24 protein-coding genes and 3 rRNA genes are annotated in these 23,899 nt (G+C 43.2%); 6 read left to right on the forward strand and 21 right to left on the reverse strand.

Annotation, left to right across the window (positions count from 1 at the left end):
• Window positions 1-22 precede the first annotated feature (22 nt).
• Complete coding sequence (locus tag LOC50_RS12525) at window positions 23-1,561, forward strand: phosphoenolpyruvate carboxykinase (RefSeq protein ID WP_036980452.1); 1,539 nt, start codon at window positions 23-25, stop codon at window positions 1,559-1,561.
• A 976-nt stretch (window positions 1,562-2,537) separates the two neighbouring features.
• Here the strand turns inward: LOC50_RS12525 and rrf are convergent.
• The 21 genes from rrf to LOC50_RS12630 all read right to left on the reverse strand — a co-directional run bounded on the left by rrf (window position 2,538) and on the right by LOC50_RS12630 (window position 19,278).
• Window positions 2,538-2,652, reverse strand: a 5S ribosomal RNA gene (rrf, locus tag LOC50_RS12530).
• 193 nt (window positions 2,653-2,845) lie between these two features.
• Window positions 2,846-5,732 (reverse strand): 23S ribosomal RNA (locus LOC50_RS12535).
• 272 nt (window positions 5,733-6,004) lie between these two features.
• Window positions 6,005-7,540: ribosomal RNA gene (locus LOC50_RS12540) — 16S ribosomal RNA — on the reverse strand.
• The 16S, 23S and 5S rRNA genes sit together here, the layout of an rRNA operon.
• A 1,013-nt stretch (window positions 7,541-8,553) precedes the next feature.
• Complete coding sequence (rplQ, locus tag LOC50_RS12545) at window positions 8,554-8,955, reverse strand: 50S ribosomal protein L17 (RefSeq protein ID WP_013466072.1); 402 nt, start codon at window positions 8,953-8,955, stop codon at window positions 8,554-8,556.
• Window positions 8,956-8,994: 39 nt separating this feature from the next.
• Entirely contained in the window at window positions 8,995-9,981 is a 987-nt protein-coding gene (locus LOC50_RS12550) for a DNA-directed RNA polymerase subunit alpha (protein WP_008115371.1), read from the reverse strand.
• Between the two features lie 24 nt (window positions 9,982-10,005).
• Window positions 10,006-10,626: a 30S ribosomal protein S4 gene (gene rpsD, locus LOC50_RS12555; protein WP_002959461.1), complete on the reverse strand. Its 621-nt coding sequence runs from the start codon at window positions 10,624-10,626 to the stop codon at window positions 10,006-10,008.
• Between the two features lie 21 nt (window positions 10,627-10,647).
• Complete coding sequence (rpsK, locus tag LOC50_RS12560) at window positions 10,648-11,034, reverse strand: 30S ribosomal protein S11 (RefSeq protein ID WP_002959471.1); 387 nt, start codon at window positions 11,032-11,034, stop codon at window positions 10,648-10,650.
• 12 nt (window positions 11,035-11,046) lie between these two features.
• Complete coding sequence (gene rpsM, locus LOC50_RS12565) at window positions 11,047-11,403, reverse strand: 30S ribosomal protein S13 (RefSeq protein WP_008115377.1); 357 nt, start codon at window positions 11,401-11,403, stop codon at window positions 11,047-11,049.
• Between the two features lie 125 nt (window positions 11,404-11,528).
• Window positions 11,529-11,642: a 50S ribosomal protein L36 gene (rpmJ, locus tag LOC50_RS12570; RefSeq protein WP_002959476.1), complete on the reverse strand. Its 114-nt coding sequence runs from the start codon at window positions 11,640-11,642 to the stop codon at window positions 11,529-11,531.
• Between the two features lie 22 nt (window positions 11,643-11,664).
• The gene (secY, locus tag LOC50_RS12575; protein WP_008115380.1) at window positions 11,665-12,993 is read right to left on the reverse strand and encodes a preprotein translocase subunit SecY; all 1,329 of its coding nucleotides are present in this window, start codon (window positions 12,991-12,993) and stop codon (window positions 11,665-11,667) included.
• Window positions 12,994-13,003: 10 nt separating this feature from the next.
• On the reverse strand, window positions 13,004-13,438 hold the full coding sequence (gene rplO / locus LOC50_RS12580; protein WP_013466073.1) for a 50S ribosomal protein L15: 435 nt from the start codon (window positions 13,436-13,438) through the stop codon (window positions 13,004-13,006).
• Between the two features lie 4 nt (window positions 13,439-13,442).
• Entirely contained in the window at window positions 13,443-13,625 is a 183-nt protein-coding gene (rpmD, locus tag LOC50_RS12585) for a 50S ribosomal protein L30 (RefSeq protein WP_008115384.1), read from the reverse strand.
• Window positions 13,626-13,628: 3 nt separating this feature from the next.
• Window positions 13,629-14,135, reverse strand: a complete 507-nt coding sequence (rpsE, locus tag LOC50_RS12590; protein ID WP_008115387.1) for a 30S ribosomal protein S5 — start codon at window positions 14,133-14,135, stop codon at window positions 13,629-13,631.
• Window positions 14,136-14,144: 9 nt separating this feature from the next.
• Complete coding sequence (rplR, locus tag LOC50_RS12595; RefSeq protein WP_008115388.1) at window positions 14,145-14,495, reverse strand: 50S ribosomal protein L18; 351 nt, start codon at window positions 14,493-14,495, stop codon at window positions 14,145-14,147.
• Between the two features lie 9 nt (window positions 14,496-14,504).
• On the reverse strand, window positions 14,505-15,038 hold the full coding sequence (gene rplF / locus LOC50_RS12600; RefSeq protein ID WP_006794247.1) for a 50S ribosomal protein L6: 534 nt from the start codon (window positions 15,036-15,038) through the stop codon (window positions 14,505-14,507).
• A gap of 13 nt (window positions 15,039-15,051) precedes the next feature.
• The gene (gene rpsH, locus LOC50_RS12605) at window positions 15,052-15,444 is read right to left on the reverse strand and encodes a 30S ribosomal protein S8 (protein ID WP_008115392.1); all 393 of its coding nucleotides are present in this window, start codon (window positions 15,442-15,444) and stop codon (window positions 15,052-15,054) included.
• Window positions 15,445-15,465: 21 nt separating this feature from the next.
• Complete coding sequence (rpsN, locus tag LOC50_RS12610) at window positions 15,466-15,771, reverse strand: 30S ribosomal protein S14 (RefSeq protein WP_006794245.1); 306 nt, start codon at window positions 15,769-15,771, stop codon at window positions 15,466-15,468.
• A gap of 10 nt (window positions 15,772-15,781) precedes the next feature.
• Window positions 15,782-16,321 carry a 50S ribosomal protein L5 gene (gene rplE, locus LOC50_RS12615; protein ID WP_010392500.1) on the reverse strand — a complete coding sequence of 180 codons (540 nt, stop codon included), beginning with the start codon at window positions 16,319-16,321 and terminating at the stop codon, window positions 15,782-15,784.
• Window positions 16,322-16,337: 16 nt separating this feature from the next.
• Entirely contained in the window at window positions 16,338-16,652 is a 315-nt protein-coding gene (gene rplX, locus LOC50_RS12620; protein ID WP_004589210.1) for a 50S ribosomal protein L24, read from the reverse strand.
• A gap of 10 nt (window positions 16,653-16,662) precedes the next feature.
• Complete coding sequence (gene rplN, locus LOC50_RS12625) at window positions 16,663-17,031, reverse strand: 50S ribosomal protein L14 (RefSeq protein ID WP_008115397.1); 369 nt, start codon at window positions 17,029-17,031, stop codon at window positions 16,663-16,665.
• Between the two features lie 276 nt (window positions 17,032-17,307).
• Window positions 17,308-19,278, reverse strand: coding sequence for an AsmA family protein (locus tag LOC50_RS12630; RefSeq protein ID WP_036980456.1), 1,971 nt, complete (start codon window positions 19,276-19,278; stop codon window positions 17,308-17,310).
• Window positions 19,279-19,460: 182 nt separating this feature from the next.
• On the opposite strand from LOC50_RS12630, the gene LOC50_RS12635 reads away from it, so the two are divergent.
• The 5 genes from LOC50_RS12635 (at window position 19,461) to LOC50_RS12655 (ending at window position 23,850) form a co-directional block, all read left to right on the forward strand.
• Window positions 19,461-19,880, forward strand: a complete 420-nt coding sequence (locus LOC50_RS12635) for a hypothetical protein (protein WP_250653309.1) — start codon at window positions 19,461-19,463, stop codon at window positions 19,878-19,880.
• A gap of 8 nt (window positions 19,881-19,888) precedes the next feature.
• Complete coding sequence (locus LOC50_RS12640) at window positions 19,889-20,089, forward strand: helix-turn-helix transcriptional regulator (protein ID WP_036980460.1); 201 nt, start codon at window positions 19,889-19,891, stop codon at window positions 20,087-20,089.
• 145 nt (window positions 20,090-20,234) lie between these two features.
• On the forward strand, window positions 20,235-21,398 hold the full coding sequence (locus LOC50_RS12645; protein ID WP_036980462.1) for a hypothetical protein: 1,164 nt from the start codon (window positions 20,235-20,237) through the stop codon (window positions 21,396-21,398).
• 373 nt (window positions 21,399-21,771) lie between these two features.
• A complete protein-coding gene (locus tag LOC50_RS12650; protein WP_138626097.1) occupies window positions 21,772-22,449 on the forward strand; it encodes a TorF family putative porin in 678 nt (225 codons plus the stop codon).
• Between the two features lie 333 nt (window positions 22,450-22,782).
• A complete protein-coding gene (locus tag LOC50_RS12655) occupies window positions 22,783-23,850 on the forward strand; it encodes a hypothetical protein (RefSeq protein ID WP_036980468.1) in 1,068 nt (355 codons plus the stop codon).
• The last annotated feature ends 49 nt before the right edge of the window (window positions 23,851-23,899 follow it).

A 23,899-nucleotide genomic window follows, 5' to 3' on the forward strand; every position in this document is an offset into this window, starting at 1 on the left:
CTCACACAATTTAGGTATAAACATGACTTCAAGCGCTACCCGTTTTGTCGATCTAACTGCAGCTGAACTTGTCGAGCACGCTATCAGCCGTGGCGAAGGGACTTTAGCCGCAAATGGTGCTTTTGTAGCTAACACTGGTCGTCGTACCGGTCGTTCTCCAAAAGATCGTTTTATTGTTCAAGAATCAAGTACTGAAAATGAAATCCAATGGGGTAATGTAAATCGCCCATTCGATGCAGATAAGTTTGACGCGTTATGGGCACGTGTAGAAGCACATGTGCAAAGCAATGACCACTTTATCTCTCACCTTGAAGTTGGCGCTGATCCAGAGCACTATCTTCCAGTGGTTGTAACAACAGAAACTGCTTGGCACCATATCTTCGCTAAAAACATGTTCATCCAACCACAATCATACAACAAAGCAGACTTCCCTCAGTGGCAAGTAATGAATGTACCTTCGTTTGTATGTGATCCAGAACGCGATGGTACCAATAGCGATGGCACAGTTATTATTAACTTTGCACAACGTAAGGTGTTACTTGCTGGCATGCGCTACGCGGGTGAAATGAAAAAATCGATGTTCTCTGTGCAAAACTTCCTACTACCAGCGAAAGGTGTATTACCAATGCACTGTTCTGCTAATGTAGGCGAAGCAGGCGATACTGCGTTATTCTTTGGTTTATCTGGTACAGGTAAAACAACATTATCAGCAGATCCAACTCGCTTCTTAATCGGTGATGACGAGCACGGCTGGGCACCAGGTAGTGTATTTAATATCGAAGGTGGTTGTTACGCTAAATGTATCGACCTTTCTCAGAAAAACGAACCTGTTATCTGGGACGCTATTCGATTCGGTACAATTTTAGAGAATGTGGTACTTGATGAAAACCGTGTTCCTGATTTCAACGATACCAGCCTAACTCAAAATAGCCGTGCAGCTTACCCACTAGAGCACGTTGAAAAACGTAAAGTTGAAAACCGCGCAGGTGAGCCTAAGGCTGTTGTTTTCCTAACATGTGATGTGAGTGGTGTACTACCGCCTGTATCTGTACTAACCGAAGAAGCTGCAGCATTTCACTTCCTAAGTGGCTACACAGCAAAAGTAGGCTCTACAGAAATTGGTTCTACTAGCGATATTGAATCAACATTCTCAACCTGTTTTGGTGCTCCTTTCTTCCCACGTCCTGCAGGTGTATACGCAGAGCTTCTAATGAAGCGTGTACGTGAATTCGGCGCTAAAGTTTACCTAGTTAACACCGGATGGACAGGTGGCCCTTACGGTATTGGTAAGCGTTTTGATATTCCAACAACACGAGCTGTTGTGGATGCAATCGTATCTGGAAAATTAGCCGATGTAGAAACCCAACACATTGACGTGCTAAACCTAGACGTACCAGTTGCAGTACCGGGCGTAGATAGCAAACTTCTCAACCCAATCAATACCTGGGAAGACAAAGCTAAATACGCAGAGTATGCGGCTAAGCTAGCATCTGATTTCACAGAAAATTTTGCTAAATACGACGTATCTGACGAAATTAAAAACGCAGGTCCTAAAGTTTAATAATCACCTTTAGCCTGATAATTAAAACGCCAACCTTGAGTTGGCGTTTTTGATCCGACCTATTTTACTTCAGCAATGTAGTTACTTTAATAATTGCTTATAAGTCACCTATTAGCTAAAAACATTTTCCCTATGTTTTTGCGAATTTCTTAATAAAGGCTCACCAAGAGCCTATTAAGCTGTAAATAGCAGTTAGTAGTTTGTATATCTCAAATTAAACGCTATTAAACTATGTCACATTAGTACAGTTACGGGTTGTCATCAGCAATGAAACAATACTGTAGGGTAAATCTGTCCAACACCTCACTCTTTAGCCTGTTAGAGCACACCAAACAACACTAGCTATTACTGGTAAACTCCTACGAACACAAGAAGGCTCAAGTCATTCGAGTCTTGCTTGCTTTTGGAGTGAATGTGCTACTTCTTGTGACAGCATAGCAGAATATCGTTGCAAAATAGCGGGGAGAGTCATTATCAAGGCATGGAGATGATAATTTAAGGACTAGTTTAAAGTACAAGGTGAATAACTGAGATCAGTAAAGAGTAGCAGGGCTGATAATAGTACTTCAAAGTTTATAGCGCATGGCTTAAACACTGACTTGTATTTGGAGTGGGTATACTACTTCGTAGCGACAGCGCAGTAGCATGTCGTTGGGTCGGTTCTTGTCAATTTTCTTCCTTTAACCTAATGCCTTTCACCTTTATTTTTCACTTTCCTGCAGACATAAAAAAGCCCGACTCTTTTGAATCGGGCTTTCTTGTATTTGGAGTCTGTGCGCTACTTCGTAGCGACAACGCAGTAGAATGTCGTGGTGCCCACAGCGGTAGAGAGCCACATAGCAAATGTATAGAGTCGGCATTAGGCGCTTATTATTTTCCTTTTACCTGATGCCCTTTACCTTTCACCTGCGTTTTTACTTTTCTGCAGACGTAAAAAAACCCGCTACATTACTGTAACGGGTTTCTCTTATTTGGAGCCTGGTAATGTCCTACTTTCACATAGCAAATGCTACACTATCATCGGCGCTGTTTCGTTTCACTACTGAGTTCGGCATGGGGTCAGGTGGGTCCAAAACGCTATTGTCACCAAGCAAATATGGTGCAAAGGATTAATGACAAAGCACGTAGTGCTTACATTTCCTTTGCGCAAGGTGCCTCAATGTTAACGCTACGCGCTAAGAGTCACCTCATAAATTTGGAATTCTGATAATAAAGTTTTCAGTAATCTACTTTAGTCTATTAACTTCTTGCTTAAACTGTCGCATAAAACGCGTTTGGCGTTGTATGGTTAAGCCTCACGGGTAATTAGTACAAGTTAGCTTAATGGCTCACACCACTTCCACATCTTGCCTATCAACGTTGTCGTCTTCAACGGCCCTTCAGAGACTTTAAAAGTCTAGTGAGAACTCATCTCGAGGCCTGCTTCGCGCTTAGATGCTTTCAGCGCTTATCAGTTCCGAACGTAGCTACCGGGCAATGCCATTGGCATGACAACCCGAACACCAGCGGTTCGTTCACTCCGGTCCTCTCGTACTAGGAGCAACCCCTCTCAATTCTCAAACGCCCACGGCAGATAGGGACCGAACTGTCTCACGACGTTCTAAACCCAGCTCGCGTACCACTTTAAATGGCGAACAGCCATACCCTTGGGACCGACTTCAGCCCCAGGATGTGATGAGCCGACATCGAGGTGCCAAACACCGCCGTCGATATGAACTCTTGGGCGGTATCAGCCTGTTATCCCCGGAGTACCTTTTATCCGTTGAGCGATGGCCCTTCCATTCAGAACCACCGGATCACTATGACCTACTTTCGTACCTGCTCGACGTGTCTGTCTCGCAGTTAAGCTGGCTTCTACCATTACACTAACCGTACGATGTCCGACCGTACTTAGCCAACCTTCGTGCTCCTCCGTTACTCTTTGGGAGGAGACCGCCCCAGTCAAACTACCCACCAGGCACTGTCCGTAACCCCGATTCAGGGGCCAACGTTAGAACATCAAAACTACAAGGGTGGTATTTCAAGGACGACTCCACAAAAACTAGCGTCTCTGCTTCTAAGTCTCCCACCTATCCTACACATGTAGGTTCAATGTTCAGTGCCAAGCTGTAGTAAAGGTTCACGGGGTCTTTCCGTCTAGCCGCGGGTACACAGCATCTTCACTGCGATTTCAATTTCACTGAGTCTCGGGTGGAGACAGCGTGGCCATGGTTACACCATTCGTGCAGGTCGGAACTTACCCGACAAGGAATTTCGCTACCTTAGGACCGTTATAGTTACGGCCGCCGTTTACCGGGGCTTCGATCAAGAGCTTCTCCGAAGATAACCCCATCAATTAACCTTCCGGCACCGGGCAGGTGTCACACCGTATACGTCATCTTGCGATTTTGCACAGTGCTGTGTTTTTAATAAACAGTCCCAGCCACCTGGTCACTGCGGCTCCCGTCCGCTTAGAGAGCAAGTCTCATCACAGATAGGAGCGTACCTTCTCCCGAAGTTACGGTACGATTTTGCCTAGTTCCTTCACCCGAGTTCTCTCAAGCGCCTTAGTATTCTCTACCTGACCACCTGTGTCGGTTTGGGGTACGATTCGGTATAATCTGAAGCTTAGAGGCTTTTCCTGGAAGTATGGCATCAGCAACTTCGTCACCTTGGTGACTCGTCTCGTGTCTCAGCCTAACAGCAACCCGGATTTACCTAAGTCACTAGCCTACACACTTTCACATGGACTACCATCGCCATGCTTGCTTAGCCTGCTCCGTCCCCCCATCGCAATTATACCAAGTACGGAAATATTAATCCGTTTCCCATCGACTACGCCTTTCGGCCTCGCCTTAGGGGTCGACTTACCCTACCCTGATTAACATGGGATAGGAACCCTTGGTCTTCCGGCGTGCGGGTTTTTCACCCGCATTATCGTTACTCATGTCAGCATTCGCACTTCTGATACCTCCAGCAAACCTCCCGGTTCACCTTCAACGGCTTACAGAACGCTCCCCTACCACTCAAAATAAATTTTGAATCCGCAGCTTCGGTGCATAGTTTAGCCCCGTTACATCTTCCGCGCAGACCGACTCGACCAGTGAGCTATTACGCTTTCTTTAAAGGATGGCTGCTTCTAAGCCAACCTCCTGGCTGTCTGGGCCTTTCCACATCGTTTCCCACTTAACTATGACTTTGGGACCTTAGCTGGCGGTCTGGGTTGTTTCCCTCTTCACGACGGACGTTAGCACCCGCCGTGTGTCTCCCGGATAGTACTTTACGGTATTCGGAGTTTGCAAAGGGTTGGTAAGTCGGGATGACCCCCTAGCCTTAACAGTGCTCTACCCCCGTAAGTATTCGTCCGAGGCTCTACCTAAATAGATTTCGGGGAGAACCAGCTATCTCCCGGTTTGATTAGCCTTTCACTCCTAACCACAGGTCATCCCCTAACTTTTCAACGTTAGTGGGTTCGGTCCTCCAGTTGATGTTACTCAACCTTCAACCTGCCCATGGCTAGATCACCGGGTTTCGGGTCTATACCTTGCAACTATTCGCCCAGTTAAGACTCGGTTTCCCTACGGCTACCCTAATCGGTTAACCTCGCTACAAAATATAAGTCGCTGACCCATTATACAAAAGGTACGCAGTCACAGAACAAGTCTGCTCCTACTGCTTGTACGTACACGGTTTCAGGTTCTATTTCACTCCCCTCACAGGGGTTCTTTTCGCCTTTCCCTCACGGTACTGGTTCACTATCGGTCAGTTGGGAGTATTTAGCCTTAGATGATGGTCCACCTATATTCAGTCAAAGTTTCACGTGCTCCGACCTACTCGATTTCACTTAAGATGCGTTTTCATGTACGGGACTATCACCCTGTATCGTGGCACTTTCCAGAGCCTTCCATTAACACATAATAAGCTTAAGGGCTGTTCCGATTTCGCTCGCCGCTACTCTCGGAATCTCGGTTGATTTCTTTTCCTACGGGTACTTAGATGTTTCAGTTCTCCGCGTTCGCCTCGTTAACCTATGTATTCAGCTAACGATACCTGCAAGCAGGTGGGTTTCCCCATTCGGAAATCCTAGTCTCAAGTGCTTTTTACTAGCTTGACTAGGCTTATCGCAAGTTAATACGTCCTTCATCGCCTCCAACTGCCAAGGCATCCACCGTGTACGCTTAGTCACTTAACCATACAACCCAAACGGGTCTTTGTTTTGTGACAGTTTAACTTCGCCAGAAGTTAATATTGAATACTAAAGTAGATACCAATTAATCATTCGATTGAATAATTAATGGCATTTTTTACTTTTGAAAACTCTGTACAAATAACATTGTTATTTATACGAATTTTATTATCAGCTTTTCCAAATTTTTAAAGAGCATATTAATTAGTTAAGCCAATGGCTTAGCTAACTAACAATCATCTGTGTGGACACTTCGAACAAATAAGTTCTAAATCGTATAAGGAGGTGATCCAGCCCCAGGTTCCCCTAGGGCTACCTTGTTACGACTTCACCCCAGTCATGAATCACTCCGTGGTAAACGTCCTCCCGAGGGTTAGACTATCTACTTCTGGAGCAACCCACTCCCATGGTGTGACGGGCGGTGTGTACAAGGCCCGGGAACGTATTCACCGCGTCATTCTGATACGCGATTACTAGCGATTCCGACTTCATGGAGTCGAGTTGCAGACTCCAATCCGGACTACGACGCACTTTAAGTGATTCGCTTACTCTCGCGAGTTCGCAGCACTCTGTATGCGCCATTGTAGCACGTGTGTAGCCCTACACGTAAGGGCCATGATGACTTGACGTCGTCCCCACCTTCCTCCGGTTTATCACCGGCAGTCTCCTTAGAGTTCTCAGCATTACCTGCTAGCAACTAAGGATAGGGGTTGCGCTCGTTGCGGGACTTAACCCAACATCTCACAACACGAGCTGACGACAGCCATGCAGCACCTGTATCAGAGTTCCCGAAGGCACCAAACCATCTCTGGTAAGTTCTCTGTATGTCAAGTGTAGGTAAGGTTCTTCGCGTTGCATCGAATTAAACCACATGCTCCACCGCTTGTGCGGGCCCCCGTCAATTCATTTGAGTTTTAACCTTGCGGCCGTACTCCCCAGGCGGTCTACTTAATGCGTTAGCTTTGAAAAACAGAACCGAGGTTCCGAGCTTCTAGTAGACATCGTTTACGGCGTGGACTACCAGGGTATCTAATCCTGTTTGCTCCCCACGCTTTCGTACATGAGCGTCAGTGTTGACCCAGGTGGCTGCCTTCGCCATCGGTATTCCTTCAGATCTCTACGCATTTCACCGCTACACCTGAAATTCTACCACCCTCTATCACACTCTAGTTTGCCAGTTCGAAATGCAGTTCCCAGGTTGAGCCCGGGGCTTTCACATCTCGCTTAACAAACCGCCTGCGTACGCTTTACGCCCAGTAATTCCGATTAACGCTCGCACCCTCCGTATTACCGCGGCTGCTGGCACGGAGTTAGCCGGTGCTTCTTCTGTCAGTAACGTCACAGCTAGCAGGTATTAACTACTAACTTTTCCTCCTGACTGAAAGTGCTTTACAACCCGAAGGCCTTCTTCACACACGCGGCATGGCTGCATCAGGCTTGCGCCCATTGTGCAATATTCCCCACTGCTGCCTCCCGTAGGAGTCTGGGCCGTGTCTCAGTCCCAGTGTGGCTGATCATCCTCTCAAACCAGCTAGGGATCGTCGCCTTGGTGAGCCATTACCTCACCAACTAGCTAATCCCACTTGGGCCAATCTAAAGGCGAGAGCCGAAGCCCCCTTTGGTCCGTAGACATTATGCGGTATTAGCAGTCGTTTCCAACTGTTGTCCCCCACCTCAAGGCATGTTCCCAAGCATTACTCACCCGTCCGCCGCTCGACGCCAGAGTAGCAAGCTACTCTTCGTTTCCGCTCGACTTGCATGTGTTAGGCCTGCCGCCAGCGTTCAATCTGAGCCATGATCAAACTCTTCAATTAAAAAGTTTTATGTCTTTCGACAGCTCAATGAATTCTGAATTTATTTAATATCTTTCGATATTGAATTGACTGTGCTGAATAATTACTAAAAGTAACTATTCTGTTGGTCACTCAGTTTCTCTTTCGAGAAATCACATTGAGACTCTAAATTTGTTTGCCTCGTTACTTGCTCAATAAAGAACGAAGTAGCTTGGCTGTTAGAACTCAATCTGTACGAGTGCCCACACAGATGATTGCTTTATATTGTTAAAGAACGTTGCGATTAAAGCGTTTAACTTTATCTCGCTAGGGCTGCGCATATTACGCGTTCCTATTTTTTTGTCAACACTTAATTTTGTTAAACTTGAAAGTTTTCGAAACTAAGTTTTACTCAACTCACTGAGTAGCTTGTGCCTCGCTATGCGTTGCGTTCTGCCGTCTCAGTGGGGTCGCATTATAGGGAGATCCGAAAACAGATCAACCCTTTTTTGAAGAAAACTTAAAATAAATGACTGTTCGAACAAAATTACAACTAAACGCTTAAAAAGACAACTAAACTCAAGCATATTTAGCTTCAAATGAGGTTATAAGATATTTTTTAATGATACGTGTTGATGCTGATGTTGAAATCGCTTGTAAATAGCATCCGATTTCTTGCTATAACTATTTTAGCTAGTAGAACACTAAGGGCATTTGGCAAAAAACATAGCATATATAGTTAAGGCTTTCTTAACTTATGTATTTACTGTTTCAACCTATGACGTTAATCACAACCTTAAGTTATATAATTAGCTTATTTTTACCAATTATAGATAAATAGCATATATAGGTTAGGGGTAACATGAAGAAAGTATTTAAATAAGCGAACTATATTTCTATTAGTAGCAAATAGACTGCCTTTATTGATATGAGGCTGTTGTTTATTATTGATAAAAAAATTGGGGAGGACTTGTCGCGACCCTATTACCATGTGATAAATTTTAGGTATTAAAAAGCCGAGCATAAGCTCGGCTTTTTGGTGTCTCTTTAAAGACTTACTCTGCAGACTGTGCGTCTTCTTGAACTTCTTCGCTCGCCGCTGGGCGACCAACTAGTTCAATATAAGCCATTGGTGCATTATCACCAGCACGGAAGCCACACTTAAGAATACGAGTGTAACCACCTGGACGGTCTGTATTACGAGGACCGATTTCGCTGAACAATTTACCAACTACTTCATTATCACGCGTGCGGGCAAATGCTAAACGGCGATTTGCTACGCTGTCAGTCTTAGCCAGTGTGATTAAAGGTTCAATTACACGGCGTAACTCTTTCGCTTTAGGCAAAGTAGTTTTGATGATTTCATGTTTCACCAAAGAACCTGCCATATTGCTGAACATCGCTTTACGATGGCTACTGTTACGGTTTAATTGACGACCACTCTTACGATGGCGCATGACCCTATCCTTCTAACTAAACTAATATAGTGATTTAGATTATTCAGCTAGGCTTGCAGGCGGCCAATTTTCTAGGCGCATACCTAGAGAAAGACCACGTGAAGCTAGCACGTCTTTTATTTCAGTTAGAGACTTCTTACCTAAATTAGGCGTTTTAAGAAGCTCAACTTCAGTGCGCTGAACTAAATCACCGATATATTGAATTTGCTCGGCTTTCAAACAGTTTGCTGAACGTACTGTTAGTTCAAGATCATCAACTGGACGAAGTAGAATAGGATCGAATTCTGGCTTCTCTTCTTTCTCTTCTGGCTCAGTTACATCGCGTAAATCTACGAATGCATCTAGTTGCTCAGCTAAGATAGTAGACGCACGGCGGATCGCTTCTTCAGGATCTAAAGTACCGTTTGTTTCCATATCAATGATTAACTTGTCTAAGTCTGTACGTTGCTCAACACGGGCTGATTCAACCGAGTACGCAATACGTTCAACTGGGCTGAATGATGCATCAAGCAGCAATCGACCAATTGGACGCTCATCGTCATCAGAGGATAAACGACTAGATGCCGGCACATAACCACGACCACGCTCAACACGAATACGCATGCTGATCTCGCTGTTATTTGTAGTTAAATTACAAATAACATGATCTGGGTTAGCAATTGTTACATCGCCATCGTGCTGAATATCTGCCGCAGTCACAGGGCCTACACCAGATTTAGTCAGGGTCAGAAAAACTTCATCTTTGCCTTCTAACGTTACCGCTAGACCTTTAAGGTTTAGTAGTATTTCAATGATGTCTTCTTGTACGCCTTCTTTCGCGCTGTACTCATGCAATACACCGTCGATTTCAACTTCAGTTACTGCACATCCAGGCATAGATGATAACAGTATACGGCGTAAGGCATTACCCAAAGTGTGACCAAAGCCACGCTCGAGTGGTTCTAAAACTACTTTAGAACGCGTTGGGTTTATAGCGTCGATATCGACTAACCTTGGTTTTAGAAATTCTGTAACAGAACCCTGCATTTTATCCTCTCTTAACTCTTAACTTTACTTAGAGTAAAGTTCGACGATTAGTTGTTCATTAATGTCCGCAGACAGATCTGAACGCTCAGGTAGGCGCTTGAAGCTACCTTCCAATTTCTTACCGTCAACTTCAACCCAAGTCGGCTTTTCACGTTGCTCAGCCAACTCTAGAGCAGCGATGATACGTGCTTGTGTCTTAGACTTTTCACGGATTACAACAGTATCTTCTGGAGTAATTACGTATGAAGGAATGTTCACAACACGACCATTAACTAGAATCGCTTTGTGGCTTACTAACTGACGTGCTTCAGCGCGTGTGCTAGCAAAACCCATGCGATATACAACATTGTCTAAACGTTGCTCTAAAAGCTGTAACAAGTTTTCACCTGTATTACCTTTAAGGCGAGCAGCTTCTTTGTAGTAGTTACGGAATTGCTTTTCTAATACACCGTAGATACGACGTACTTTTTGCTTTTCACGTAATTGTAAACCGTAATCAGATAAGCGTCCTTTACGAGCGCCGTGCTGACCAGGTGCAGTCTCAAGTTTACACTTAGAGTCGATAGCTCTTACGCCGCTCTTAAGGAACAGGTCAGTACCTTCACGACGACTCAGCTTGAGCTTAGGGCCCAAATATCTTGCCATGTTATTTCTCCTAACCTATTGTTAAACGCGACGTTTCTTCGGTGGACGACAACCATTGTGTGGTATTGGCGTCACGTCAGTAATGTTGGTGATACGGTAACCAGCAGCATTCAAAGCACGTACAGCAGATTCACGACCTGGACCTGGACCTTTGATGAAAACTTCTAGATTTTTTAAACCGTATTCTTGAGCAGCAGTACCTGCACGCTCTGCAGCAACCTGAGCAGCAAATGGAGTAGATTTACGTGAACCACGGAAACCTGAACCACCGGCAGTAGCCCATGATAGTGCATTACCTTGACGGTCGGTAATCGTTACAATAGTGTTGTTGAAAGACGCATGAACATGAGCCATACCATCAGCAACTTGCTTTTTAACCTTTTTACGACGAATTGGTGTCTTAGCCATTTTACTATCCCCTTATCGCTTAATAGGCTTACGAGGACCCTTACGGGTACGCGCGTTAGTCTTTGTTCTTTGACCACGAAGTGGTAAAGAGCGACGGTGACGTAGGCCACGGAAACAACCAAGGTCCATAAGGCGCTTGATATTCAAAGTAACTTCACGACGAAGGTCACCTTCTACAGTGTACTTGCCAACTGCTTCACGCAATACGTCAAGTGTTTCGTCTGAAAGTTCACCGATTTTTGTGGTCTCGGCGATACCAGTCGCTTCTAAGATAGCCTTAGAGCGAGTCTTACCTATGCCATAAATAGCTGTTAAACCAATAACTGCATGTTTATGATCAGGGACGTTAATGCCAGCGATACGGGCCACTAACACATCTCCTATATTTGAACTTGGTAATCATCTGTTTGAAAAGCCCGTAAGGATACTCAAACGAAGACCAAATCACAACTAAAAACACAGGCCGAGAAACCTCAGCCTGCACGACTGTTTACTTAGCCTTGCCTTTGCTTATGCTTAGGCTCACTGCAAATTACGCGTACTACACCAGCACGTTTAATAACTTTACAGTTACGGCATATTTTCTTAACGGAAGCACGTACTTTCATTGCTCAACTCCGTAAACTGACCTTATCGACCGTAGCCTTTAAGGTTCGCTTTTTTCAGCACAGAATCATACTGATGTGACATCAGATGCGTCTGTACTTGTGCCATAAAGTCCATGATTACTACAACGATAATCAAAATTGATGTACCGCCGAAATAGAATGGCGTTTGCCATGCCATAGTCATGAATTCGGGCACCAGACAGATAAAGGTTATATACAAAGCACCTGCCAATGTCAGGCGTGTCATCACTTTATCAATGTATTTAGATGTCTGCTCACCTGGACGAATACCTGGGATAAATGCGCCAGATTTTTTCAGGTTGTCTGCTGTTTCACGCGGGTTAAAAACCAACGCTGTGTAGAAAAAGCAGAAGAAGATGATAGCCGCAGCTAAAACCATTGCATACAAAGGCTGACCTGGAGTCAACGTTGTAGCAATTGCTTGTAGCACATCAGCAACCGGACCTTCACCCTGGCCGAACCAGCTTGCAATTGTACCAGGGAACAGAATTATACTGCTAGCGAAGATTGGTGGAATAACACCCGCCATATTTACTTTCAGAGGTAAATGCGTGCTTTGAGCAGCAAATACTTGACGACCTTGTTGACGTTTGGCGTAGTTAACAACGATACGTCGTTGACCACGTTCAAAGAATACAACAAGATAAGTAACAGCGAATACTATAACCGCAACCATCAACAGTACAAAAACATTCAAATCACCTTGGCGCGCCATTTCGGCTGTCGAACCAATAGCAGACGGCAGGTTAGCTACAATACCAACAAATATTAGAACTGAGATACCGTTACCGATACCACGTTCTGTTATCTGTTCGCCCAACCACATAAGGAACATAGTGCCGGTTACTAAACTCACCACAGCGGTGAAGTAGAATCCCATACCTGGGTTAACAACTAACCCGTTCATCATGCCCGGTAAGCTTGTAGCAATACCGATTGATTGGATAGTAGCAAGCACAAGCGTGCCGTAGCGTGTGTACTGGCTTATCTTTTTACGCCCTTGCTCACCTTCTTTCTTAAGCTCTATAAACGGCGGATACATATGCGTTAATAGTTGCGTAATAATCGAAGCCGAGATATACGGCATGATACCCAGTGCTAACACTGAAGCTCGCTCAAGCGCACCACCGCTAAACATGTTGAACATCTCAACAATGGTGCCCTTTTGTTGCTCGAAGAAATCGGCAAGTACAGCGGCGTCAATCCCAGGGATCGGCACAAATGAACCTAGACGGTAAATTATGATAGCACCCAATACGAAGAGTAATCGGCGCTTCAATTCCGAAAGTCCACCTTGTGCACTTTGTGTATCTTGACCTGGTTTAGCCATTAGTACTTCCTTAGTCTTCTACCTTGCCTCCGGCAGCTTCGATAGCTTCGCGTGCACCTTTAGTAGCCTTAAGGCCTTTAACGGTAACAGCGCGTGAAACTTCGCCAGATTTAACAACTTTAACGAACTGAACGTTCTTTTTAACTAGACCAGCTGCTTGTAACGCGCTTAGGTCTACCACATCGCCTTCAACTTTAGCGATTTCGTATAGGTTAATTTCTGCAGATACTAATGATTTGCGAGAAGTGAAACCGAACTTAGGTAGACGACGTTGCATAGGCATTTGACCGCCTTCGAAACCAACGCGTACTTTACCGCCAGAACGTGATTTTTGACCTTTGTGACCACGGCCACCAGTCTTACCAAGACCAGAACCTATACCACGACCAACACGTTTTGGAGCAGTTTTTGAACCTGCAGCAGGTGAAAGTGTATTCAAATGCATCGAATTACCCCTCTACCTTAACCATGTAATAAACCTGGTTAATCATACCACGCACACATGCTGTGTCTTCTAACTCAACAGTGTGATTGATACGACGTAAACCAAGACCGCGTAATGTAGCTTTATGCTTCGGTAAACGACCGATAGAGCTTTTTACTTGTGTTACTTTTACAGTTTTATTAGCCATGGTTTACCCCAAAATCTCATCTACTCGAAGACCACGTTTTGCAGCGATCGACTGAGGAGAATTCATGTTCTCAAGAGCTGAGATCGTTGCACGTACAACGTTGATCGGGTTAGTAGAACCGTAACATTTAGAAAGTACGTTCTGCACACCAGTCACTTCAAGTACTGCACGCATAGCACCACCTGCAATGATACCAGTACCTTCAGATGCTGGTTTCATAAACACTTGTGAGCCAGCATGACGTCCTTTAACAGGATGCTGTAATGTGTTGCCATTTAGGTCTACGTTGATCATGTTACGACGTGCTTTTTCCATTGCTTTTTGAATAGCAGCTGGAACTTCACGTGCTTTACCATAACCGAAACCTACTTTACCTGCGCCATCACCAACTACAGTTAGTGCAGTAAAGCTAAAGATACGACCACCTTTAACTACTTTAGACACACGGTTCACCGCGATTAGCTTTTCAGCTAGATCAGGCTGTTGTTGCTTTGCTTCTACGTTAGCCATTGTCTACTCCTAGAATTGCAAACCGGCTTCACGCGCAGCATCAGCTAGCGCCTTCACACGGCCGTGATATTTAAAGCCACTGCGATCAAAAGCAATCTTTTCGATGCCTTTGTCAGCCGCACGTTCAGCAACCGCTTTACCAACTGCTTGTGCAGCTGCAACGTTGCCTGTGCCTTTAACTGTTTCGCTAATCGCTTTCTCAACAGTAGAAGCAGCAGCCAGTACATTACCCTCAGCGTTTACAACTTGAGCGTAAATGTGACGTGGCGTGCGGTGGATAACAAGACGCGTTGTGCCTTGTTCAATATAATTTCTACGAGTGCGTTTAGCACGACGTAGACGAGCTGTTTTTTTATCCATCGTCTTACCTTACTTCTTCTTAGCCTCTTTACGGCGTACATTCTCATCTGAATAACGAACACCTTTACCTTTATAAGGCTCAGGTTTACGGTATGCACGAATGTTAGCAGCTGTTTGACCAACTAACTGCTTATCTACGCCCTTAACTAGAACTTCTGTTTGGCTTGGAGTTTCAATCGTAATTCCTTCAGGAACTGCGAAATTAACTGGGTGCGAGAAACCAAGAGTTAAGTCTAAAACTTTGCCCTTAGCTGCAGCACGGTAACCAACACCTACTAACTGAAGTTTCTTCTCGTAACCTTCATGCGTACCAACAACCATGTTGTTGATTAGAGCGCGAGCAGTACCTGCTTGTGCCCATGCATTGGCTACGCCTTCACGAGGTAAAGTTGTAATAACGTTGTCGTTAACTTGTACTTCAACTGCATCGTTGATAGTACGAGTAAGTTCACCGTTTTTGCCTTTAACTGTGATTTCCTGGCCTTTTAATGTAACTTCTACACCGGCAGGAACGTTTATTGGTGCCTTTGCTATGCGAGACATAGTTCCCCTCCGATTAAGCTACAAAACCAATGATTTCACCACCAACGCCTGCACTACGTGCTGCGCGGTCTGTCATTAGGCCTTTAGAAGTTGATACGATAGCGATACCTAAACCACCCATTACCTTCGGTAATTCGTCACGTCTCTTATAGATACGTAGACCAGGGCGACTTACACGCTGGATATTTTCAATAACAGCTTTGCCTTCGAAGTACTTTAACTCGATAGAAAGCTCAGGTTTAACATCACCACTTACTGCGAAGTCTGCGATGTAACCTTCATTTTTTAATACATTAGCTACTGCTACTTTCAGTTTCGAATTAGGCATCGTTACAGATACTTTCTTCGCTGACTGACCGTTACGGATTCGTGTAAATAAATCCGCGATAGGATCTTGCAAGCTCATAGTCTTACTCCCATGATTCTATTACCAGCTAGCCTTTTTAAGGCCAGGAATTTCACCGCGCATAGCTGCTTCGCGAACTTTAATACGGCTCATGCCGAATTTGCGAAGGAAACCATGTGGGCGGCCCGTAATGTTACAACGATTACGTTGACGTGCAGGGCTAGAATCACGAGGTAAAGCTTGTAGCTTAAGTACCGCGTCCCAACGATCATCTTCAGATGTATTAACATCACTGATGATAGCTTTTAGTGCTGCACGCTTTTCAGCGTACTGAGCAACTAGTTTAGTGCGCTTTGCTTCGCGCGCTTTCATAGAATTCTTTGCCATAACCCTACCCTTATTTCTTGAATGGGAAGTTAAACGCTTCTAACAACGCACGGCCTTCCTCATCTGATTTCGCAGATGTAGTGATTGTGATATCCATACCGCGTACACGGTCTACTTTATCATAATCAATTTCTGGGAAGATGATTTGTTCACGTACGCCCATGCTGTAGTTACCGCGTCCATCAAAAGACTTAGCACTCACACCACGGAAGTCACGGATACGTGGGATAGCGATTGAAACCAAACGCTCAAAAAAGTCCCACATACGCTCGCCGCGTAAGGTTACTTTACAACCAATCGGGTAACCTTCACGCACTTTGAAGCCAGCAACAGATTTGCGTGCTTTAGTGATTAAAGGTTTCTGACCAGAGATAGCTTCTAGATCCGCAACAGCGTTATCTAAAATCTTCTTGTCAGCTAAGGCTTCGCCCACACCCATGTTTAATGTGATCTTTTCGATCTGAGGGACTTGCATGACAGAGCTGAAACCAAACTTCTCTTGAAGTTCAGCAACTACTTTGTCTTTATATACTTCATGCAGTTTCGCCATCATTCTACTCCAACTATTAGATAGTTTTACCAGTAGATTTAAAGATACGTAATTTCTTACCATCTTCAATCTTGAAACCTACACGATCTGCTTTGCTCGTTTCCGAGTTGTAGATCGCAACGTTTGATACGTCGATAGACGCTTCTTTCTCAACAATACCGCCAGCTTGGTTCAACTGTGGAACCGGCTTTTGGTGTTTCTTGATTAAGTTAATGCCTTCGACAAATACTCGACCAGACTCGGTTACAACTGAAAGCACTTTGCCGCGCTTACCTTTGTCTTTACCTGCTAGTACGATTACTTCGTCATCACGACGGATTTTTGCTGCCATGATAGACTCCTTACAGTACTTCTGGGGCTAGTGAAACGATTTTCATGAACTTTTCATTACGAAGTTCGCGAGTCACAGGGCCGAAAATACGAGTACCAATAGGCTGCAAGTTATCATTTAAGATAACAGCCGCATTGCTGTCGAAACGGATCAATGAACCGTCTGGACGACGAACGCCTTTTTTGGTACGCACAACTACCGCGTTTTTAACATCACCTTTCTTCACTTTACCGCGAGGAATCGCTTCTTTTACAGAAACTTTAATGATATCGCCAATCGCTGCATAGCGACGGTGTGAACCACCAAGGACTTTTATACACTGCACTTTGCGAGCGCCGCTGTTATCAGCAACTTCCAGCTGAGTTTGCATTTGGATCATGTTAATGACCTCCGGTGTAGTAATTACAACTTGTCTTAAATTTGTTTAAAATCAAGACATTTCGATTGAATTCCACTCAAAAAACATACTAGATGTCTCTTAAGGGCGGGCAATTGTATCAGCATTAAGGGGGGAGTGGTAGGTTATTTTTTAATTAATTTAATAGAGGGGCAGATTAAAACTGAGTAAAAACCGCTATGTAGCTATTTTACAAGTGGTTATAAAACAAACAAGGCGCAATTAGCGCCCTGTTTCTTTTTTCTGGAGTAAATGGTTTTAGCCAAATAGTCCTTTTAATTTATCTTTTACTTTGTCTTTGGCTTTCTCTTTTGCCTTTTCTTTGACGTCATCGAGTTTTTGTTTTGCTTTATCTTTAAGTGCATTGCTTACATCTAGCTTAAAGCCAACGTCATGGAATGGGCCTTTTATTCGCAGTGGGATTTTAAAGCCCGTGCTATCATCTGTTGTACCTTGCCCTTCAATTGAATCAACAATACCTGTTACTAACCGATAATCAACACTGGTTTTGGGTAAATCTACATCGCCCTCACCTGTAATACGAATAAGTGGGCTCACCAGAGATAGATCATTATTATGTCCCACGCCATTCGTAAAATTAAAGCTACCAGTGAGCGCAGAAAAGTCAGTTTGCTCTGATTCTTCAAAGCCCGTATCTAAGCCCTCGCTTACAGCGCCAAGATTACCGGAAATAAGCTCTTTGCCTTTACGAACCATTTCAGCGATGTTTGCGCCCTTGACTGCCCCATCAGCAAATTCAAAGCCAATCTTGCCGTTTAAAGCATCAATAAAGGTTTTTTGACTTTGGCCGGTCGTGGTTAAGTTCCAATTCAATGACCCTTTACCCATAAGTTTATCAAAGCCAGCCGCATCAGTGAGTAACGGTTGTGCGTCTATGTCGGCTAAATCAAAATTTGTGCTTATTTTATACGGCGTTTGCTGCGCATTTATATTAATGACCCCTTTACCGGTGCCCTCATAGGCTTTAAAGCTATCTAAGCTTAATTTAGCAACGCTGTTGTTTAAGTCGACTGTAAATTGATTCGCACCGAGCTTAATATCATTCGCTTTTAAACCGCTTGAACGAATAACTACGTTAGCATTAAGTGCATTTAAAGCGCTTAAATCAATTTTAGTATCGTCCCAAACAATCGGCTGTGCGGCTTTAGGTTCTTCGCTTTGCGGCGCTTGCTGCTTTGCTACTGACTCCGGTAAGTAGGGATTCAAATCAAGCATACCTAGGTCTATATCAGCATTAACCGCTAGTTTATTGCCTAAGTTTACTTCACTTTTTCCTTTAATCTCTAATTCATCTAGGGTAGCAATCAGCTCTTCTAAGTTAAACGTATCATCTATAAGGTGCATTTTACCGTTTACGCTAAACGCATTAAATGCATTTTCTTTGGCGTTTAAGTCTACTCCCTGCCAAGTTGCTAGCTCTTTAACAGAATCACCACTGAGCGCTAACTCACCTTTTATATCTTTTCCTTGTTGCGCAATACTGCCGTTAAAAGTAAGGTCGACCAAGCGAGAGTCTACGCTTTGAGTAACCTCAAACATCGCCCCTTCAATAGCCTTTGCTGGCGTATCAAGTTTTACATCTAGCTCAAAGCGCTCTTGCATATATGTAATGCCGCCTTTGATCTCTAGTGTTTTACGTAGTGAAGGAAGTAAAATAGCCAATTCCAAGTCACTAATTTGTTGTTTAGCGCCTGTTTGCCCATCTAGGTAAGTAAACGTACCACCGTAAATAGCCACTTCACCTAACTCTATATCAAAGTTTTCTGGTAGTTTGACAGCCTCACCTGATTGAGTTTGCACTTGCGGCTGTTCGGCTACAGCATCAAACAGCTGCCAGTTAGCTTTACCGTTCTTATCAGTTTCTAATAAAATATTGGGCTCGTTAATAACAAACTTATCTAGTTTGAATTCGCCGCCAAATAACGATAGCCAGGGTATATGCACAGCTAATTGCTCCATACTTGCCATGTCGTCGCGCGAGCCTGTCTGCATGTTTGCAAAGTGCACATCGTTAAGCTCTAACTTTAATGCAGGAAATACACTAAGCGTTTTATCACCTTTAATAGTAAGTGTGCGCCCTGTTGTTTTTTCAACCTGCTCAGACACTTTATTAAAAATGGTATCGGTAGGAATTAAAAATGGTGCAGCAACAATTAACGCAATACAAAGTAAGAGTATTACACCAACAATTTTAAATAAGGTCTTCATGATCATCCTTTCAAACGTGCAAATAATGTTCTTATCATAGCGGGAGTTAACACTAAAAGCATTGCCCAATAACTAAAAAGCTACTTTTCTACATTCTAACGTGGGTATATGAATTGTAACTGAAACATTTTGATACCCTTAGGTTACAAAATATAAATTAACACTTTCACAGGATGGACTTTATGAAACAACAAGATATTAAAACTGAAGAAAAATTTATGAGTCACAACGCATGGTTTTCGATATTTATGGGTATTACGTTACTAATAATCAGTGGCTACCCCATTATCGGAAACACGTCAGCGCCGTTGCTGATTTTAGGAAGCACCGCATTTCTTGGTACTTTCCTTATGTTTGTAATTAGAGGTGGCTTTACATGGAGAATGAAATACCACCTTACTTATAAAGATGAATACTTAAAGACTATAGATACAATTGCTTATAAACATGTTGTATTAGCATTGTTCTTTAGTATGGGCACGGTTTATTTATTCTCTGAAGGCCTAACTTTACATATATCTCATAGCATGATGGCTACTTTTTACCTTGCTATTATGTGTTTAGTGTACGGAATTTCTACTTTTTGGCAAAGTCGTGACTAGGAGTCAAAGTGCAAAATAACATAGCAAAATTTCGTAAAGAGGCAGGGCTTTCACAGCAAGAGCTCGCTGACGCTATTAATGTATCACGCAAAACAATAAGCACTGTAGAAACAAACCGATTTACGCCATCGGTAATAATTGCGCTTAAAATAGCGAGGCACTTTAATACTTCTGTTGAAAGCTTGTTTACGCTGCAAGAGCATGATTAAACCTCGGCAATCATGGTACTTATATTAAGCATCATGATTGCATCCCTTGAATTGTTAGGTATTATGCACGGCCCTGTTGCTATTGGCGTATTTGCGCTAAAATAAAGCAGCTAAAAAATGTATCTACTCGGAGACTCTACAAGGCATGAAAAAACTGCTAATTTCACCGTCAAAAATGGCGCTAGGCGAACAAGAAAGTCAAATTTACCAAAACATCTTGAAGCAAGCTTCAGAACTAAGCCTAAACCTAATGGCCGTGAAAGTAGAAAACCACCCAGAGGATTTTTTAGGCTGGTGTTATGAGCTACTAAGTGCAAGTAAAGACCGCATAAATTACGACTTACTAGAGCCACAACAACTGCCAGTTTTAAAAAAGCTGCACGACCAGCTAACCTCAGCAATTAGCTTTTTACAGCTAAAAACATTACGGGTAGCACCTTGGCCGGTAGTGAGTATGTTTGTAGAACAACATAAAGAACTGGTGGCACTTGATGAGCAATTACGTTTAACTGCTTATATCTCAGGCCTACGTGAACAACCATTAAAAGACATGATCCCTGAAGACTTACTCGCTTTTAGCGGTAAGCACATGGCGTCACTCGACCCGAGTACTTATAACTTTGATGTAGAATGGTTTGCCTCTACAAAAAGTGCTAAAGGCTTTCACCAGATGTTGGCTGACTTGCCAGGTGCATTTGACGATGCCCTGAGCAATATCCCACTTGAGGGTGATGTAGCGCAAAGTAATTACCAACAATTTGTAATTGCTTACTTGAGTGCATTTAATGGCAGTGATGAAAAACCAACACTAGCGCCTGCAACCCGTTTATTAGCAATGCGCCGCCCTGATGTATTTACACCGATTAGTAACAGTCGCTTAGATGCACTTTGCTCCGCACTTGGTATCACCAAATTAAATAACCGTGACTTTGAGCGTTACTGGCAAGATGTAGTACAAAGCATTCACGCTATGTCATGGTTTAAAATGGCCAATGCAGGTAATGAACTAGAAACTCAGTTAGTGGATATTAAAGCGCTAATACCTTGCTTTTTTTATTATGCAGATACGAATACTGCAGATAACTCTAACTACATTAAGCTACTAAATAAACCTACACGTAGCACTTCGAGCAGCAGTAAAGCGCCACGCCGCGGCAAAGAATCGGCTGAAATATTAGTGGACCGCGCACTTGCTGCTGATGACATCCCAGAGCATATTCGTGCTAAGCGTGATTCTATTATTAGCGAAGTACAAAAAGGCCGTGGTGTAAACGAAACAATTACACTTATGCGTACCATTTTTGGATAAAACGTATATCAAACGCAATTAGCTTTAATAAACTAGCTTAACGTTAGGGTCTGTAGACCTTTCAAGGTTAAATTTTCAAAGGCCAATAGATCCTAATATAGATAGCCTGGTAGCGCTCTAATGGTGCAGCCAGGCTTTTTTTTGCACCAGCAGTGTGTTCTTTCCTTACATACTTTTCACAAAGCGTCTTTGCGCATAATTTCAACACCTTGTTTTATAATATAAAATTTATTTTTTATTGAATAAATGGAAGCTGGCACATACAGTGCAATTCCCCCCTGCAGTAACGTAATAATACGCCGCCGTTCAAAAGGTTGTAGTCGTTTATAATAAAAAACCTTGGCGTGCAAAATCATACAATGGGAAATGAAACATGCTAAAACTACAAAAAACAATACTCATCAGTGCATTGGCATTAACAGGAATGACATCAACTACTGCATTTGCCGAAGTAACAGCCAATGCAGCCGCTACTTCTAACTACTTATGGCGCGGACAAGAGCAAACTGGGGGCGATGCAGCTGTATCTGGCGGTATTGATTACGCTAATGAATCTGGATTTTATGCGGGTACGTGGGCGTCAAATGCGTCTTGGGCCGATGAAATGACCTACGAACTAGATTTATACGCCGGTTTTGGCGGCGCTATTAATGAAAACGTAAGTTATGACGTAGGTTATATTTATTACGCTTACCCAGATGCGGCATCAGGTGCCGATGCTGATTTTTCAGAAGTTTACGGTAGCATTAGTGTGCAAGGTTTTACATTTGGTGCGGCCGTACTTGCAACATCTGCTGCCAGTGGTGATGGTACTGATTTTGGTGATTCACTGTATTTAAACGCCGATTACAGCTTCGCTGTTGGTAGCAATGGCACTGAAATGGCGCTACACATAGGGCATTACTCAGGCGATTTCATCGGTGATGACAATATCATTGATTATGGCGTATCAGTTTCTAAGGATGGTTTTACCTTTGGCCTATCTGATAACGACATGGACGGCTCAGATGTTAAAGCTTATGTAGCCTACGCTGTCGACTTTAGCTTATAAAAAGAATGTGTTACTTGCTGCAACACTAAGGGCCGAAAGGCCCTTTTCTCGATCCTACAGCCATCAATCGACTAAGCTCAGATTTTATGTCAAAACTTACCTTACACTTAGACGACTTAATTTGAACTGCTTAGCGACAACCGCTGACTCAATTCTTTGATATGGCCTGTGCCCAATAAGCTTAGATGTGTTAACAACCAAGTAGAAACAATTTGCTCATTCGCAACTCTTCCCATAAAGCACGAATAATCACTCAGCAACAATTAAACAATATATTTACATTTGTCCCCCCCCTGATATATTGTTTAAGAATCAATAAAAAAGGAATTATATATGATGAAAAAAATGATAGTCGTAATTTTATTGCTACCCACTTTACTAATAGCAAAATATGTTTCAGCACAAGGTGATAGCCTTATTTGTAGCAATTACTGGAAGGCACAATTTTCAAGCTGTCCTGCCGAGCAAATTACTTTTATAAAACAGCAAACCTACATACCTACTTTACAAGACAGCTGTAGTAATGGTGATGCTATTTGTATTGGAGATGTGAATCCGCAGCCATCCTATCAACCTTACGCTATTTATAATATTGATGATAACGAAGTCAATAGATTCCAGGTCACAATATACCCCAAAGTGATTAACGCAAATGGCCTTATAACTCAACAAGGCCGCATCGACGTTCAACGCGTAAACCCTACACAACACGAACGTGACTTTGTAAAACACTTAAATGAAGCACAGCATTACCATATGCAAGTACAGGACGCATTGACGTTTACTCAAAAAGGCGGAGTCATGTATTCGGGGAGTGAGCAGTCAACGGTAAAATCGTCTCTCAATGCCTGTAAAACCGCGATGAACTATGTTAATGGTGATGATGATTGCCGGGGTATATTAAACGACGAGATTCGCCTTGAAGTACAAAATAATGCTAACGCAATTTCAGTCGTTGCTGCACTCGATAAAGCAAGCGCCTTTATTAAACTAGTTTTAGGTAATGTTGAAACTAACAATTTAAATAAAGTACTCAATTACGATGTGGTTATGAGCTTTGATGATGGCAGTCTTTTAGTTGTCAACGTAGATGTAACTAAAGGGGTTGCAAAAATCATTGCTGATTTAGACGCTTCAAGTGCTGCTAATGGGGATACTCTGACACAATTCTTAGAATCTCAAAATGTTATTAAGGGATCTCACTCTCCTGATGAGTTAGAGTCTTTAATTAACAATCCACAAAGAGGCAATCTGCAAACTCAATGTCGCCCTCGTGGCGTAATGACTGGCGTAAATGTAAAGCATGTACGCACTGTTATAATTGTAGACAAACACGGTAACGAGCGCGTTGTAAATATTTATCAAAAAGAAACTACCTTTATCGCCATTAGTAACTGCTAACTTTAATATTTATCGCGCGATGTCGAATCGCGCTATAAAATAACCTTTC

The organism is Pseudoalteromonas sp. SCSIO 43095 (assembly GCF_023650455.1).
Taxonomy (GTDB): domain Bacteria; phylum Pseudomonadota; class Gammaproteobacteria; order Enterobacterales; family Alteromonadaceae; genus Pseudoalteromonas; species Pseudoalteromonas tetraodonis.